Below are 14781 nucleotides of genomic sequence, written 5' to 3'. Positions count from 1 at the left end.
GTTCTTTTAGTTGTTGATTTCATAACACTCTCCAATTTTGGGGGTAGAAAGTGTCAACCTTATTTAGGACGGCACAGACAAACATAAAAAAACGGGTAGCTCAGGCTACCCGTTTTTTATTGTCTTTTCGTGATGATATCGCAGTAAAACTTAAGCAGCGTTGCGCTGTTTGACTTCTTCATCTAACGATTCAAGCTTCTCTTTCATCTGTTCACGACAGATATTCGCTAACTCGCGAATGCCCTCTTTACCATAGCCTTCAGTGCTGATTGGAGGTAGCATTTCAACAATCACATGACCATTGTTCCAACGGTTCAGCTTAATTTTATTCGTCGAGCTACATACGATAGGAATGATTGGCACACCTGCACCAATTGCCGCATGAAAAGCACCTGTTTTGAATGGCAGCAAACCACGCCCACGAGAACGCGTGCCTTCTGGGAACATCCACACCGAAACATCACTTTCTTTCATGCTGCTCACGACCTGATCGATAGTACCTTTTGCTTTAGAACGATTCGCTCGGTCAATCAGAATGTTACCCGTAAGCCAGTAAAGCTGACCAAACAGTGGCATCCAAGCCAAGCTCTTTTTACCTACTGTCACAACTTTCGGAGTCACAGCCGCAGAAACAGTAAACATGTCCCAGTTGTTCTGGTGGTTAGCAATGTAAACATGTTGGCCGCGTGAATACGCATCTTCAGGGATACGTAACTCTAACTTAATCCCAAACACACGAGACATCTTGGCAAACAAACGGCCAAAAGTGAAAACGTGCTTAGGGTTTCTAGGGCTTAATAGGCAGTAACCACAACCACCAATAAACATAACAATCGCAAAGATAGCGACAGCAAATACACGTAACAGTGCAATCATTCTTGTTCTCCAGGAACCGGCTTTTGCCAGATACAGCTATTAATATCTCTCTTTCCATAAAGGGAAAATATGGTCATGAGAGTGATATAAAAAAGCCGAAACTCAGGTTTCGGCTCTCTTGATATCCAAATATCCAAGTTACCTGCGGTGCAGTTTAACTTGCCTAGCTCACTCGCTCAATATTTGCGCCAAGTGCAGCCAGTTTATTTTCGATTTTGTCGTAACCACGGTCGATATGGTAAATACGATCAACGACGGTTTCGCCTTTAGCAATGCAACCTGCAATAACCAAACTAGCCGAAGCTCGTAGATCGGTTGCCATCACTTGCGCACCGCTGAGTGACTCAACATCACCACAGATAACCGTATTGCCTTCGATCTCAGCTTTAGCGCCCATACGCATGAGTTCTGGTACGTGCATAAAGCGGTTTTCAAAGATAGTCTCTGTGATCACGCCGCCACCTTTAGCCATCATGTTCAGAAGCGTAAATTGAGCTTGCATATCCGTCGGGAAACCAGGATGTGGCGCAGTACGTACACTTACCGCTTTTAGTTCGCGGTCGGTCATATCAACAGAGATCCAATCTTCACCCGTTTCGACAAGCGCGCCAGCTTCTTCCAGCTTGGCGAGAACCGCTTCAAGCAAATGAGCATTAGTGTTGCGACATACGACTTTACCGCCAGATACTGCTGCTGCGACGAGGAATGTTCCCGTCTCAATACGGTCAGCAACCACGTTGTGTTTACAACCGCCTAGGCGCTCAACACCTTCAATCGTAATGGTATCTGTGCCAGCGCCAGAGATTTTTGCGCCAAGCTTATTTAGGAACTCAGCGGTATCGACGATTTCAGGCTCACGCGCAGCGTTATCTAGTGTTGTTGTGCCTTCCGCCAGCGCTGCGGCACACATGATGGTGATCGTCGCGCCTACGCTGACTTTATCCATCACGATGTGCGCGCCTTTTAGACGACCATCCACTTCTGCTTTCACATAACCATCTTCTAATGTAATGGTTGCGCCAAGCTGCTCTAAACCAGAAATATGCAGATCCACAGGACGGGCACCGATGGCACAACCGCCTGGTAAAGAAACCTGACCTTGACCAAAGCGCGCCACCAAAGGACCTAAAGCCCAAATAGAAGCACGCATGGTTTTCACCAAATCATAAGGCGCGCAGTATTCTGTAATACTGCTTGGGTCAACATGAACAGAGCCATTGCGGCTTACTTTCGCGCCTAAACGCTTAAGCAATTCCATGGTTGTATCGATATCACGAAGGTGTGGTACGTTTGCCACTTCTACTGGCTCTTCCGCCAAGATAGACGCAAATAAAATCGGCAGTGCTGCGTTTTTTGCACCTGAAATGGTCACTTCACCAACTAGTGGTTTATCTGACCCAATAACTCGAAACTTTTCCATCAATAAACCTTAAAGCGACATCAATTTCTTATCACGAGCCCACTCTTCTGGTGTGAACGCTTTGATCGATAATGCGTGAATGTCGTTACGCTGGATGTATTCCATCAGAGGAGCATAAATTAGCTGCTGCTTCTTAACGCGGCTCATTCCATCGAAACAAGCATCAACAGCAACCACTTCATAGTGGCTACCTTCACCTTTCACATGCACTTCTTGAAGGTTTAGTGCTTCTTCTAATAACTGTTGTACTTTTGCGCTATCCACAATTTACCCCTGATAATTCTGTACGTGTTTGGCCACTAAAGATTCAACATTGCTCAGTTGAAACAAAGTGCGCAGTTGCGCCGGCACGAAACTGAGCATTATATGACAGTTTTGCTTTTTTGCATGCTCTAATAAGTGGATTAACATCACCATTCCTGCAGAGTCGACTCGCTCTATCTCTTTTAGCGAGCATTCCAGCTCCGATTGAGCAGGTTGCCATTGCTGTGCATACGCCCACAATGAAGGCACTGTATCTCTATCAAGTGCCCCTGTTAGCTTAAGAATGTTTTGATCCAATTGCCACTGAGCGGGAGTCTGGGCCATTATTTCTTCGCCTCGAAGCGGATCGGTTCTGCGGCCAATTTTTCTAGGTCTTTAGCAACAGATAGAATGCCTTCTTGACGAATTTTACTGTTCCATTCGGATTGTTTACTAGAAAGCAAACTAATGCCCTCTGCAATCATATCGAATGCTTCCCACTCACCAGACTGGTTGTCTTTACGCAGTTTAAACTCAAGTTTGATGTTTGGACGCGGAGTATCGATGATATCAACTTTAATGCTTGTAATACGCTTAGAGTCATCAATGCTAGGCTCAGGACCAAACTCAATTTTTTGGTCAGAGTATTGCGTCAACACTTGTGCATAAGACGCAATCAGGTAAGCACGAAATGCATCGATAAACTCAAGTACATCTTCACGCTTAGCACCTTTTAAGTTTGGACCAAGAAGTTTTAACCCTGCATAGCGGTAGTTGACGTAAGGCATTAGCTCTTCTTCAACGATCACTTTAAGTAAATTTGGATCTTGTTTGATTTTCGGCTGTTCGGCTTTCAATCTTTCGAACGTGACTTCAGCTACCTGCTTCATCATCTTATAAGGTTCAGTTTTATCCACCTCTGCTGCTGTTGTTCCAAAGACGCTAAACACAGCACAAACTGAAAGTAGTAATCTCGCTAACATAGTTATTCCTTACTTGAGTCGTCTGAACCACCTACGCTGTATAGTACTTGACCAATTAAGTCTTCAAGCACAAGCGCCGATTTGGTGTCTTCGATGGTATCACCATCCACCAGCATGACTTCATCATCAAAAACGAAGCCAGGTACTAAACCAATGTATTGCTCACCAATCAGGCCAGATGTCAAAATTTGTACGCTCGACGTTTCTGGGAACTGATTGTATTTGCTATTGATAGATAGTGTTACAACTGGCAATAAGTTGTCTGGGTTAAGCGAAATACTACTTACTCGACCAATCACAACGCCCCCCACTTTTACGGGAGAACGAACTTTTAAACTGCCAATATTATCGAACTCGGCTTTGAGGGTATAAGTATCACCAGAGCCAATGCTTTTTACGTCAGCAACTTGAAAAATCATCACAAGAATCGCGCAAATTCCCGCTAATACAAAGCTGCCAACCCATAATTCAGTTTTACGTGTTTGTTGCATGATTAATTCCCAAACATCAATGCGGTCAGTACAAAGTCTAATCCTAGTACTGCTAAAGAAGAATGCACAACAGTGCGCGTAGTTGCTCGGCTGATCCCTTCCGATGTTGGAATAGCATCATAACCGTTAAATAGAGCGACCCAAGTAACCGTAATTGCAAACGCAAAACATTTGATCATACTGTTACCAATGTCTTGCCCTAGCTCAACAGAGGACTGCATCGCTGACCAAAAACTGCCGTGATCAACGCCTTTCCAGTCAACACCAACAAGCTGAGCGCCCCAAATTCCCACAGCCATGAAAATCATAGCCAGTAAAGGCATTGAGATAACCCCAGCCCAAAACCGTGGTGCAATCACTCGTTTCAATGGGTCTACCGCCATCATTTCAAGGCTAGACAGTTGTTCCGTTGCTTTCATTAGACCTATCTCTGCGGTTAACGCAGAACCGGCACGACCAGCAAACAAAAGTGCAGTAACAACAGGTCCTAATTCACGGAGTAACGAAAGCGCTACCATTTGCCCCAAACTGCCTTCTGCGCCGTAATCCACCAACACAACATAGCCTTGTAGACTCAAAACCATTCCAATGAACAGACCAGATACGACGATGATCGCCAGCGACTGAACACCAACAGAATAAAGTTGCTTAACAAGCAGAGGAAAGCTTCTGATCGGTTGTGGCTTAGAAAATAGCGCCCCAATCAACATGAAAGTCGCACGACCAAATGCTCCGCAAATAGAAAGCGTGCGTCGACCCAGCGAGGCGACAAAGTGAATGAAGTTATCGACCATCAAATAAGTCCTTTTCGATACTTTGAGAAGGGAAACGAAACGGTACAGGACCGTCGGCATCACCTTGTAAGAACTGCTGGACACGAGGATCAGAGTTTTGAGTCAGCTCTTCTGGCGTACCATAGGCGATGATTTTTCCATCGGCCATCAGGTATACCCAGTCAGCAATACTCATGACTTCAGGTACGTCGTGAGAAACCACAATAGAGGTCAAACCTAACGCTTGGTTTAGATTGCTAATTAGCTCAACCAAAACGCCCATAGTGATTGGGTCTTGCCCCACAAACGGCTCATCGTACATGATCAGGTCAGGATCAAGTGCGATTGCACGAGCCAAAGCAGCGCGTCTTGCCATACCACCTGAAAGCTCACTCGGCATTAATTGCGCCGCGCCGCGCAGACCGACAGCTTCGAGCTTGAGTAACACCATGGTGCGAATCAAATCTTCCGATAAATCGGTATGCTCTCTCAATGGAAAGGCGACATTATCAAAAACATTCAAATCAGTGAATAAAGCCCCTGACTGGAACAACATGCTCATTTTCTTTCGAGCATGGTAGAGTTTTTTACGCGAGAGAGAGGGAATATTGTCGCCATCAAACCAGATCTCTCCTTGCTCGGGATACAACTGACCACCAATCAAACGCAGCAGTGTTGTTTTACCAATTCCCGATGGTCCCATAATGGCCGTCACTTTGCCCTCAGGAACATGCAGATCAATATCATCAAAGATCATGCGTTCTCCCCGTGAAAAAGTGAGGTTGTTCACGGTGACTAAATCGTTGTTCGACATATCATCTCTTCTACTGTAGGAGCGTTGCAACTCACGGAATCATCAAGCAGATACTCATCGGAGTTGAATTCTACGTTTAATAAAGTAACGTCGGTACATTTATTAGGCTGCAATCATAAGCACATTGGCGTTGAATTTAAAGCACTGTTCAATTAAATAAAGTCGAGTATATCCCTGCAATTTCTCATGGTTTATGACCGAATTAGCACGAAGTGTTTAAATCCTAGACCAGAATTGCTCATTTAAATGAGTGAGATTTACATACATTTTCGTTACTAACCTTTAATTTATTCTTCGTTTATCTTCCATTTTAGGCCGCAAAAGGTCAAAATTAGCGGTTATTCATTTTACTTATTTAATACTTAGGAATTCTCATGCTCGAAGCCGTTGCGTTGCTTATAGTCGGTCTTGTTTTGCTTGTTTGGAGTGCAGATAAACTTGTTTTTGGCTCTGCAGCGATAGCCCGCAACGTCGGTATTTCCCCGCTTGTCATCGGCATGACAATCCTCGCGATGGGCTCATCCGCCCCTGAGATGATGGTATCTGCAACCGCTGCTTGGGATGGCAAAACAGATACAGCGGTGGGTAACGTATTAGGCTCAAACATAGCGAACATTGCGTTAATCCTAGGTATTACAGCGCTGATCAAGCCTTTGTCGATTAGCTCCGCCGTCATCCGCCGAGAACTTCCACTCATGATAGCCGTAACCGTACTCGCTGGTATTCTGCTTTGGAATAGCCATCTCGGTTTTTATGAGGGTGTCTTATTGTTTGTACTCTTTGGGGCATTTTTATTTGCTATGTTGCAAATCAGCCGCAAAGAGCAAAAATCAGGTGATGTTTTTCTTGATGACCAAGAGTCAGAGATCCCAGAAGGCGTCAGTAACCCTAAAGCAATCATGTGGGTGGTTATTGGCTTGATACTGCTTCCTTTGGCAGCCAGCATGCTGGTTGATAACGCGGTAATTATTGCTAAACACTTTGGTATGAGCGACCTTGTTATCGGTCTAACTATTATCGCCATTGGCACTAGCCTGCCAGAACTAGCCGCATCACTTGCGGGAGTTTTAAAGGGTGAAGACGACATGGCTGTCGGTAACATTATCGGTTCGAATGTGTTTAACATTCTGGCGGTAATGGGGATTCCTGGCATCATTAATCCATCGGTGCTCAGTGAGTACGCGATGGGACGTGACTTCTGGGTCATGTTAGGCGTTTCATTGTTACTTGTCGCGATGTGTTTGGGTAAATCACGCAGTATTAACCGTATTGAAGGTGCCATCTTGTTTGTGTGCTTCTTAGGTTACCAAGTGTACTTATTCGCAAACATGACCGCTTAATTACCACGATCAATAAGTAGAGATCTGATATGTCCAATCAATTTGATTTTCGCGCTGCTGCTAAACAAGTTCTTGATATCGAAGTTGCTGCTCTGCAAGAGCTAGATACCTACTTTGATGATCAATTTGAAAAAGCGTGTGAACTTATCCTTTCCAACAACGGCAAAGTTGTCGTTATGGGTATTGGCAAGTCAGGCCATATTGGTAACAAGATTGCCGCCACTCTGGCAAGCACTGGGACTTCGGCGTTTTTCGTTCATCCAGGCGAAGCCGCACATGGTGACTTGGGTATGATTAGCCCTGGTGACATTGTGCTGGCAATTTCTAACTCTGGTGAATCAAACGAAATTCTGTCTCTATTTCCAGTATTAAAGCGCCTGAATATTAAGATCATCAGCATGACAGGTAAGCCAGAATCAAATATGGCCAAGCTGTCTGACTTACACCTGCAAATTACGGTACCTCAAGAAGCTTGTCCGTTAGGCCTGGCGCCAACTAGCAGTACGACTGCCACATTAGTGATGGGAGATGCATTAGCCGTAGCTCTGCTTCAAGCTCGTGGTTTTTCTGCCGAAGATTTTGCCCTGTCTCACCCAGGTGGTGCACTGGGGAGAAAACTGCTACTTAAGTTGTCTGATATTATGCACTTTGGAGAAGCGCTACCTAAAGTTTCTCCTGACGCATTAATTCGCGATGCCCTGCTTGAAATTTCAGAAAAGGGGTTAGGCATGACAGCCATCGTCGATGAGCACGATGCTATGCTTGGTATATTCACCGATGGTGATTTACGTCGTACCCTAGACAAGCGTATCGATATTCATACGACGGCAATTGGCGAGGTCATGACGACAAACCCAACCACAGCGCACCCTGATATGCTGGCGGTTGAAGGTTTGAACTTGATGCAGAATAAAAACATTAACGCTCTGATTTTATGTAAAGACGAAAAAATTGTGGGTGCACTGAACATGCACGATTTACTAAAAGCTGGCGTGATGTAATATCAGCACAAACATTTAAACCATTTATTAGACGAATAAAGGCAATGGTCAGGGAAGTACTGAGCTAAACGATAGGCCTTCATTATATGAGTTTTACTCGCCTTATTTATTTGCTCTTGATCTTCGTTGTAGCGTGGTGCGGTTATTACCTACTAACCCCTAAAGGCAACGACGCAATTCAAGTAGCACCAGATTCTGAACTGCCCATGTTCAGTGGTTCTGGATTAGAAAATATCACCTACGGTGAAGATGGTGTCCGCAGTTACATCATTCGCTCCACTAACTTAGACCATTATGCTAAGAGTGGAGATACTATTTTTAATAACCCGACTTTGATGGTTTACCGTGAAGGTAGCGTCATTGAATGGAAGGTGACTGCCACAAGAGCAGTGTTAGATGAAGACCAAGTTTTGACTTTATATGACAACGTCTTAATGCAAAATCTTCTGCCTGGTGCGAGTTTTGATACCATGGCAACAGACAAATTGGTCATTAATCTAACCAATCGTGATTTTAAAGCTGACCAACAAGTGATGTTGGTTGGACCACAATTTGAAACTACTGGAGGCGCAATGCAAGGCAACTTAAAACAGCATACTGCGACTCTGACAGATGAAGTTCAAGGTCGATATGAAACCGTTACACCTTAGCCTACTGGCACTGGTATTGGCGGCGCCTCAAGCGCTGGCACTCAAGTCGGATACTCAACAGCCGGTTTACATAAACTCTGACACCCAACAGGTGGATATGAAGAGTAACCAGGTTGTTTTTGAAGGCGATGTATCTCTTAAGCAAGGGAGCATCAATATCGATGCTGATAGAATCGTGGTAACTCGCGATCCTAAAACCGAAGCAATTAAACAGATTCAAGCATTTGGTAAACCTGCGAAGTTTTCTCAGCTGATGGACGATGGTAAAACACTTAGTGGTCAAGCTACGGAGTTGGATTACCGTATTTCTACAGACGAACTGACCATGAAAGGTCAAGCGCAGCTGGCGCAAGACAACAACACCATCAAAGGTTCTTCGATTCGTTACCAAATTGGTAAACAAAAGCTAGTCGCAGATAGCTCTAAGGAAGAGCGCGTTACGACCATTTTGCAACCCAATCAGATAGAGAACTAATATGGCAGTACTGAGCGCGAAAAACTTGGCGAAAAGCTACAAAAAACGCAAAGTCGTCACTGATGTTAGCTTAGAAGTTGAATCTGGTCAGATTGTTGGGCTGCTCGGTCCAAACGGTGCGGGTAAAACCACCTCGTTTTACATGATTGTCGGCTTAGTACCTCGCGATGAAGGCACCATTACCATTGACGACAATGACATCAGTATTTTGCCGATGCATAGCCGTTCACGACTTGGCATTGGCTATCTTCCGCAAGAAGCGTCGATTTTCCGTAAGCTTTCAGTAGAAGATAACATCATGGCCGTACTTGAAACTCGTCAAGAAATGACGAGGGAAGAGCGCCAAGATAAACTGGAAGATTTGTTGGAAGAATTCCACATCCAGCACATCAGAACCAGTGCTGGTATGGCACTATCAGGGGGTGAGCGACGCAGGGTGGAAATCGCTCGAGCTTTAGCGGCCAACCCTCAGTTCATTTTATTGGATGAACCTTTCGCTGGTGTTGACCCAATTTCGGTTAATGACATCAAGAAAATCATTGAGCATCTGCGCGATCGTGGTCTCGGAGTGTTAATCACTGACCATAATGTACGTGAAACACTGGACGTATGTGAAAAAGCCTATATCGTGAGCCAAGGGCACCTAATTGCATCGGGAACTCCGGCAGAAGTTCTCAATAATGAACAGGTGAAACAAGTTTATCTCGGCGAACAATTCCGTCTATGATTATATTAGGAACGGTAAGATTCTGAGCATTACAAGGTAAGTAACACTGAATGAAACCTTCATTACAACTCAAGCTAGGTCAGCAGTTAGCCATGACGCCACAGTTGCAGCAAGCGATTCGCTTATTGCAATTGTCGACACTCGATCTTCAACAAGAAATCCAAGAAGCGTTGGACTCAAACCCATTATTGGAAGTTGAAGAAGGCCAAGACGAGCCTCTAGCAAACGGTGAAGATAAGTCAGCGGTCGAGGCTGCTGATAGCAACAGTGCTAGCGAACCAACAGAAATTGACGTTCCAGATAGCTCCGATGTGATAGAGAAATCAGAAATTAGCTCTGAACTTGAAATCGACACGACTTGGGATGACGTCTACAGCGCGAATACTGGTAGCACTGGCTTAGCTCTTGATGATGATATGCCCGTCTACCAAGGCGAAACCACTGAATCATTACATGATTACCTCATGTGGCAGCTTGACCTAACACCATTCAGTGAAACCGACCGCACGATTGCATTAGCGATTATTGACGCTGTTGACGACTACGGCTATTTAACTTTGTCGCCTGAAGAGATTCATGAGAGCTTCGATAATGAAGAGATAGAGTTAGACGAAGTAGAAGCCGTTCGTAAACGCATTCAACAATTCGATCCTCTTGGCGTTGCATCGCGTAACTTACAAGAATGTTTGTTACTGCAACTGACGACCTTCCCAGAAGACACGCCATGGCTTGCTGAAGCCAAAATGATACTTGCGGATCATATTGATCACCTAGGCAACCGTGACTACAAGCTCGTCATCAAAGAGACTAAGCTGAAAGAAGCCGATCTGCGTGAAGTCTTAAAGCTTATCCAACAGTTAGATCCTCGTCCAGGTAGTCGCATCACTCCTGATGATACCGAGTACGTAATTCCAGACGTATCCGTTTTTAAAGACAATGGCAAATGGACCGTTTCTATAAACCCGGATAGCGTGCCAAAATTAAAAGTAAATCAACAATATGCTCAGTTAGGCAAAGGTAATAGCGCGGATAGCCAGTACATCCGCAGCAATTTGCAAGAGGCAAAATGGTTAATTAAGAGCTTAGAGAGTAGAAACGAGACGCTACTCAAAGTTGCAAGATGTATTGTTGAACATCAACAAGATTTCTTCGAGTATGGTGAGGAAGCCATGAAGCCAATGGTACTCAATGATGTCGCTTTGGCTGTGGACATGCATGAATCCACGATTTCTCGTGTAACAACGCAAAAATTTATGCATACACCACGTGGTATTTTTGAATTGAAGTACTTCTTCTCTAGCCATGTTAGTACTGACAACGGCGGAGAATGTTCGTCAACAGCAATTCGTGCACTCATTAAAAAACTGGTCGCAGCAGAGAATACTGCCAAACCACTGAGTGATAGCAAGATTGCTGCTCTTCTGGCTGACCAAGGGATTCAGGTCGCAAGACGTACGATAGCCAAATATCGCGAATCCTTGGGAATTGCCCCTTCAAGTCAGCGTAAACGCCTATTATAAGGCACTAACTGAAAAGGAAAGTCTATGCAAATCAATATTCAAGGCCATCACGTTGATCTTACCGATTCAATGCAAGACTATGTAAATTCTAAGTTTCAGAAGCTCGAAAGGTTCTTCGACCATATCAATCAAGTGCATGTTGTACTAAAAGTTGAAAAAATTACTCAAATCGCGGAAGCTACGCTTCACATAAATCAAGGCGAAATCCACGCATCAGCCGATGACGAAAATATGTATGCCGCGATCGATTCGCTGGTAGATAAATTGGTTCGCCAACTTAATAAGCACAAAGAAAAACTAAACAGTCATTAATCATGCAACTGAGCGAAATACTGTCATTGGACTGCACCAAAAGTGCGGTCCACTGCACGAGTAAAAAACGCGCCCTTGAAATGATCAGCCGTATCGTGGCTGATCAAACGGGCCAAGATTCTACCGAGCTGTTCGAATGCATGCTCAATAGAGAAAAAATGGGCAGTACCGGTATCGGAAACGGTATTGCGATCCCTCACGCGAGAATGCAATCAAGCGACAAGGCCATTGCTGTCTTACTGCAATGTGATGAAGCAATCGAATTTGATGCGATTGACAATCGACCTGTCGATCTTCTTTTTGCGCTCCTTGTACCAGAAGAACAGTGCAAAGAGCACCTCAAGACTCTATCCTCTATGGCAGAACGTCTGAGCGATAAGCAAGTATTGAAACTACTGCGTAATGCTCAGAGTGATGAAGAACTTTACGACATCATGATTCACCAATAAGCAGGACTAACTCCATGCGACTAATCGTTGTTAGCGGGCACTCAGGTGCCGGTAAAAGTATTGCGCTTCGTGTACTGGAAGACTTAGGTTACTACTGTGTTGATAACCTACCAGTTAACTTGCTGGACGCATTTGTTCATTCTGTTGCTGACAGCAAACAGAATGTTGCAGTCAGCATTGATATTCGAAATATTCCTAAAAAGCTAAAAGAACTGACGAGTACACTAGAACAGTTAAAAACTGAGCTTGATGTGACCGTGCTTTTCTTGGACGCCAATAAAGAAACGCTACTCAAACGCTACAGCGAAACACGCCGAATTCACCCGTTATCTTTAGGTGGCACCTCCCTCTCGCTCGATCAAGCCATCGAGCGTGAGAAGCAAATTTTGACGCCACTCAAAGCGCATGCAGATCTGGTCCTAAATAGTAGTGGGCAGTCTTTGCATGAATTGAGTGAAACTGTGCGTATGCGCGTTGAAGGCAGAGATCGCAAAGGGCTCGTGATGGTATTTGAGTCTTTTGGTTTTAAATACGGCCTGCCTTCCGATGCCGATTACGTATTCGACGTTCGCTTCTTACCTAACCCACATTGGGAACCAGCACTACGCCCGCTTACAGGTCTGGATGCTCCTATCGCCGCATTTTTAGAGCAACACCAATCGGTGTTAAGTTTGAAATATCAAATTGAAAGCTTTATAGAGAATTGGTTACCTCTACTTGAGAAAAACAACCGCAGCTACCTGACCGTTGCAATCGGTTGTACTGGTGGTAAGCACCGCTCGGTGTACTTAACTCAGCAAATCGGTGAATACTTCGCCAACAAAGGACACCAAGTACAAATTCGCCATACCTCACTAGAGAAAAACGCTAAGGAATAGCCGTGGAGTTAAGTCGTAAAGTATTGATTCAAAACCGCCTTGGCTTACATGCTCGTGCAGCAGTCAAACTGGTCGAACTGGCACAGAGCTTTGAAGCGGTCATCACCATCGACAATGAAGAAGACAAAACCGCCACAGCAGACAGCGTAATGGGCCTGTTAATGCTAGAGTCCGCTCAAGGACAATACGTCACGATCCACGCAACGGGTGGGCAAGCGGAAGAAGCACTGGATGCCGTTTGCCACTTGATCGAAGATAAATTTGATGAAGGCGAGTAGTTTACTCGCTTTTTTCTTACCTCCCATTATCTTTCTCTTCCCTGACCTAATAAATAAATTTGCTTAGTATCATAAGTTGTTATTAAAAGGCGCCTAGAATTAAGTTATTATTCAACGCATTGTAAATATCAGGAATTGGGAGGAATGAATGGCAGAGCAAATTGAATTCGACCAAGCTCACCAAGCCCTCCAAGAAGTCACAGAAGCGCTAGAAAATGGCCGCTTCGTCCATGTTCGTCGTCAATTACAGGACATGGAACCTGAGGATATCGCTCACCTTTTAGAAGCCTCCCCACGTAAGAGCCGTGAAGTTCTTTGGCAACTCACCGACCCTGAAGATTATGGTGAAATCCTTGACGAGCTGAACGAAGACGTCAAAGACAGCCTCGTATCCAAAATGGCACCAGAAGCGCTTGCAGAAGCGACAGAAGGCATGGATACCGATGACGTGGCTTACGTACTGCGTAGCTTGCCTGACAACCTGTCACGCGAAGTCCTGTCGCAAATGGACTCATCTGACCGCCTACGGGTCGAAACCGCCCTATCCTACCCAGAAGACACCGCGGGTGGACTGATGAACACCGACGTCATCACAATTCGTGGTGACGTAGATGTGGACGTAGTTTTGCGTTATCTACGTATGAAAGGCGAGCTTCCAGAAGCTACAGATGCCCTGTATGTGATCGATGAAGAGAGTAAGCTCATCGGTGAACTGCCGATCACGACGCTTATTACCACTCAGCCAGACGTAAAAATCATTGATGTAATGGAAGACGCGGACGAGGCCATCACCGTCGATACTAGCGACTCAGATGTTGCGAGTCTGTTCGAACGCCGTAATTGGGTATCTGCACCTGTTGTTGATGAAAACTTGCATTTGGTCGGTCGTATCACCATCGATGACGTGGTTGACGTTATTCGTGAAGACGCGGAACACTCGATGATGAGTATGGCGGGTATGGACGATGACGAAGATACTTTCGCGCCTGTTGTAAAATCAGCTCGCAAACGCAGTATCTGGCTTGGCGCTAACGTATTAGCCGCCCTTGCTGCTGCTTCCGTTTCTAATATGTTTGAGGCCACATTAGATCAAATGGCGGCCATTGCGGTATTGATGACGATTGTTCCGTCCATGGGTGGTGTCGCTGGTAACCAAACCGTCGCACTAGTGATTCGTGGTCTTGCTCTTGGTCATATCGGTGACTCAAACAAACGTGAACTGTTAATGAAAGAAGCCTCGATCGGCTTACTCAACGGTATCATGTGGGCGCTGATTATTGGTGGTATTGTTGTTGCTTGGAAAGGTAACTGGATGCTCGGAGGAATCATTTCCGCCGCCATGCTGACCAACTTATTGGTCGCAGGTATTGCCGGAGTAACGATTCCAATCCTATTGAAAAAAATGAACATCGATCCTGCTTTAGCTGGTGGTATGGCATTAACAACGGTGACGGATGTGATTGGTTTATCTGTCTTCTTAGGGCTTGCCACAATACTGATTACCTAACAGAAAAAACGAAAAAGCCTGATGAACACATCAGGCTTTTTTGA

At 45.0% G+C, this 14781-nt stretch carries 19 protein-coding genes; 11 read left to right on the top strand and 8 right to left on the bottom strand.

Annotation, left to right across the window (positions count from 1 at the left end):
* Positions 1-150 precede the first annotated feature (150 nt).
* The 8 genes from R7127_RS23630 to mlaF form a co-directional block, all read right to left on the bottom strand.
* Positions 151-876, bottom strand: coding sequence for a 1-acylglycerol-3-phosphate O-acyltransferase (locus R7127_RS23630; RefSeq protein WP_005381088.1), 726 nt, complete (start codon positions 874-876; stop codon positions 151-153).
* A 163-nt stretch (positions 877-1039) separates the two neighbouring features.
* Entirely contained in the window at positions 1040-2296 is a 1257-nt protein-coding gene (murA, locus tag R7127_RS23625; protein WP_033907407.1) for a UDP-N-acetylglucosamine 1-carboxyvinyltransferase, read from the bottom strand.
* Positions 2297-2305: 9 nt separating this feature from the next.
* Entirely contained in the window at positions 2306-2560 is a 255-nt protein-coding gene (gene ibaG / locus R7127_RS23620; RefSeq protein ID WP_005381092.1) for a BolA family iron metabolism protein IbaG, read from the bottom strand.
* 3 nt (positions 2561-2563) lie between these two features.
* Entirely contained in the window at positions 2564-2884 is a 321-nt protein-coding gene (locus tag R7127_RS23615; RefSeq protein WP_025767617.1) for a lipid asymmetry maintenance protein MlaB, read from the bottom strand.
* Positions 2884-3522 carry a phospholipid-binding protein MlaC gene (gene mlaC, locus R7127_RS23610; protein ID WP_033907408.1) on the bottom strand — a complete coding sequence of 213 codons (639 nt, stop codon included), beginning with the start codon at positions 3520-3522 and terminating at the stop codon, positions 2884-2886. Before mlaC ends, R7127_RS23615 begins: the two co-directional genes overlap by 1 nt.
* 2 nt (positions 3523-3524) lie before the next feature.
* On the bottom strand, positions 3525-4013 hold the full coding sequence (gene mlaD, locus R7127_RS23605) for an outer membrane lipid asymmetry maintenance protein MlaD (protein ID WP_005381099.1): 489 nt from the start codon (positions 4011-4013) through the stop codon (positions 3525-3527).
* 2 nt (positions 4014-4015) lie between these two features.
* The gene (mlaE, locus tag R7127_RS23600; RefSeq protein WP_005381100.1) at positions 4016-4807 is read right to left on the bottom strand and encodes a lipid asymmetry maintenance ABC transporter permease subunit MlaE; all 792 of its coding nucleotides are present in this window, start codon (positions 4805-4807) and stop codon (positions 4016-4018) included.
* Positions 4797-5600: a phospholipid ABC transporter ATP-binding protein MlaF gene (gene mlaF, locus R7127_RS23595; protein ID WP_005388422.1), complete on the bottom strand. Its 804-nt coding sequence runs from the start codon at positions 5598-5600 to the stop codon at positions 4797-4799. Before mlaF ends, mlaE begins: the two co-directional genes overlap by 11 nt.
* 374 nt (positions 5601-5974) lie before the next feature.
* Between mlaF and R7127_RS23590 the strand changes: the two genes are divergently transcribed.
* From R7127_RS23590 to mgtE, 11 genes are all read left to right on the top strand, one after another.
* Entirely contained in the window at positions 5975-6940 is a 966-nt protein-coding gene (locus tag R7127_RS23590; protein ID WP_005381102.1) for a calcium/sodium antiporter, read from the top strand.
* Positions 6941-6969: 29 nt separating this feature from the next.
* Entirely contained in the window at positions 6970-7941 is a 972-nt protein-coding gene (gene kdsD, locus R7127_RS23585; protein ID WP_005381104.1) for an arabinose-5-phosphate isomerase KdsD, read from the top strand.
* Positions 7942-8027: 86 nt separating this feature from the next.
* On the top strand, positions 8028-8591 hold the full coding sequence (gene lptC / locus R7127_RS23580) for an LPS export ABC transporter periplasmic protein LptC (protein WP_172563487.1): 564 nt from the start codon (positions 8028-8030) through the stop codon (positions 8589-8591).
* Positions 8572-9066: a lipopolysaccharide transport periplasmic protein LptA gene (lptA, locus tag R7127_RS23575; protein ID WP_005381109.1), complete on the top strand. Its 495-nt coding sequence runs from the start codon at positions 8572-8574 to the stop codon at positions 9064-9066. Before lptC ends, lptA begins: the two co-directional genes overlap by 20 nt.
* A 1-nt stretch (position 9067) precedes the next feature.
* The gene (lptB, locus tag R7127_RS23570; RefSeq protein ID WP_005381111.1) at positions 9068-9793 is read left to right on the top strand and encodes an LPS export ABC transporter ATP-binding protein; all 726 of its coding nucleotides are present in this window, start codon (positions 9068-9070) and stop codon (positions 9791-9793) included.
* Positions 9794-9843: 50 nt separating this feature from the next.
* Positions 9844-11313, top strand: coding sequence for an RNA polymerase factor sigma-54 (locus R7127_RS23565; RefSeq protein ID WP_005381112.1), 1470 nt, complete (start codon positions 9844-9846; stop codon positions 11311-11313).
* A 24-nt stretch (positions 11314-11337) separates the two neighbouring features.
* Positions 11338-11625 (top strand): ribosome hibernation promoting factor, encoded by a 288-nt coding sequence (gene hpf, locus R7127_RS23560; RefSeq protein WP_005381114.1) that lies wholly within the window; start codon positions 11338-11340, stop codon positions 11623-11625.
* Positions 11626-11627: 2 nt separating this feature from the next.
* Positions 11628-12074, top strand: a complete 447-nt coding sequence (ptsN, locus tag R7127_RS23555; RefSeq protein WP_005381116.1) for a PTS IIA-like nitrogen regulatory protein PtsN — start codon at positions 11628-11630, stop codon at positions 12072-12074.
* A gap of 14 nt (positions 12075-12088) precedes the next feature.
* Entirely contained in the window at positions 12089-12952 is an 864-nt protein-coding gene (rapZ, locus tag R7127_RS23550) for an RNase adapter RapZ (RefSeq protein ID WP_005381118.1), read from the top strand.
* A gap of 2 nt (positions 12953-12954) precedes the next feature.
* Complete coding sequence (locus tag R7127_RS23545) at positions 12955-13230, top strand: HPr family phosphocarrier protein (protein ID WP_005381120.1); 276 nt, start codon at positions 12955-12957, stop codon at positions 13228-13230.
* A gap of 148 nt (positions 13231-13378) precedes the next feature.
* Positions 13379-14737 (top strand): magnesium transporter, encoded by a 1359-nt coding sequence (gene mgtE / locus R7127_RS23540; protein ID WP_005381121.1) that lies wholly within the window; start codon positions 13379-13381, stop codon positions 14735-14737.
* The last annotated feature ends 44 nt before the right edge of the window (positions 14738-14781 follow it).

Origin of the sequence: Vibrio sp. 1159 (genome assembly GCF_033340395.1) — a bacterium.
Classification (GTDB): Bacteria; Pseudomonadota; Gammaproteobacteria; order Enterobacterales; family Vibrionaceae; genus Vibrio; species Vibrio alginolyticus.
Note: the sequence above shows the minus strand (reverse complement) of the source record. Positions and strands in the feature narration are given on the sequence as shown.

Excerpts from the sequence above, each read along its gene's own strand:
- rapZ (WP_005381118.1), top strand. The coding sequence starts at position 12,089 with ATGCGACTAATCGTTGTTAGCGGGCACTCAGGTGCCGGTAAAAGTATT.
- mgtE (WP_005381121.1), top strand. The coding sequence starts at position 13,379 with ATGGCAGAGCAAATTGAATTCGACCAAGCTCACCAAGCCCTCCAAGAA.
- murA (WP_033907407.1), bottom strand. The coding sequence starts at position 2,296 with ATGGAAAAGTTTCGAGTTATTGGGTCAGATAAACCACTAGTTGGTGAA.
- mlaC (WP_033907408.1), bottom strand. The coding sequence starts at position 3,522 with ATGTTAGCGAGATTACTACTTTCAGTTTGTGCTGTGTTTAGCGTCTTT.
- ptsN (WP_005381116.1), top strand. The coding sequence starts at position 11,628 with ATGCAACTGAGCGAAATACTGTCATTGGACTGCACCAAAAGTGCGGTC.
- hpf (WP_005381114.1), top strand. The coding sequence starts at position 11,338 with ATGCAAATCAATATTCAAGGCCATCACGTTGATCTTACCGATTCAATG.
- lptA (WP_005381109.1), top strand. The coding sequence starts at position 8,572 with ATGAAACCGTTACACCTTAGCCTACTGGCACTGGTATTGGCGGCGCCT.
- R7127_RS23565 (WP_005381112.1), top strand. The coding sequence starts at position 9,844 with ATGAAACCTTCATTACAACTCAAGCTAGGTCAGCAGTTAGCCATGACG.
- lptB (WP_005381111.1), top strand. The coding sequence starts at position 9,068 with ATGGCAGTACTGAGCGCGAAAAACTTGGCGAAAAGCTACAAAAAACGC.
- kdsD (WP_005381104.1), top strand. The coding sequence starts at position 6,970 with ATGTCCAATCAATTTGATTTTCGCGCTGCTGCTAAACAAGTTCTTGAT.
- R7127_RS23630 (WP_005381088.1), bottom strand. The coding sequence starts at position 876 with ATGATTGCACTGTTACGTGTATTTGCTGTCGCTATCTTTGCGATTGTT.
- R7127_RS23615 (WP_025767617.1), bottom strand. The coding sequence starts at position 2,884 with ATGGCCCAGACTCCCGCTCAGTGGCAATTGGATCAAAACATTCTTAAG.
- mlaE (WP_005381100.1), bottom strand. The coding sequence starts at position 4,807 with ATGGTCGATAACTTCATTCACTTTGTCGCCTCGCTGGGTCGACGCACG.
- lptC (WP_172563487.1), top strand. The coding sequence starts at position 8,028 with ATGAGTTTTACTCGCCTTATTTATTTGCTCTTGATCTTCGTTGTAGCG.
- R7127_RS23590 (WP_005381102.1), top strand. The coding sequence starts at position 5,975 with ATGCTCGAAGCCGTTGCGTTGCTTATAGTCGGTCTTGTTTTGCTTGTT.
- mlaD (WP_005381099.1), bottom strand. The coding sequence starts at position 4,013 with ATGCAACAAACACGTAAAACTGAATTATGGGTTGGCAGCTTTGTATTA.
- mlaF (WP_005388422.1), bottom strand. The coding sequence starts at position 5,600 with ATGTCGAACAACGATTTAGTCACCGTGAACAACCTCACTTTTTCACGG.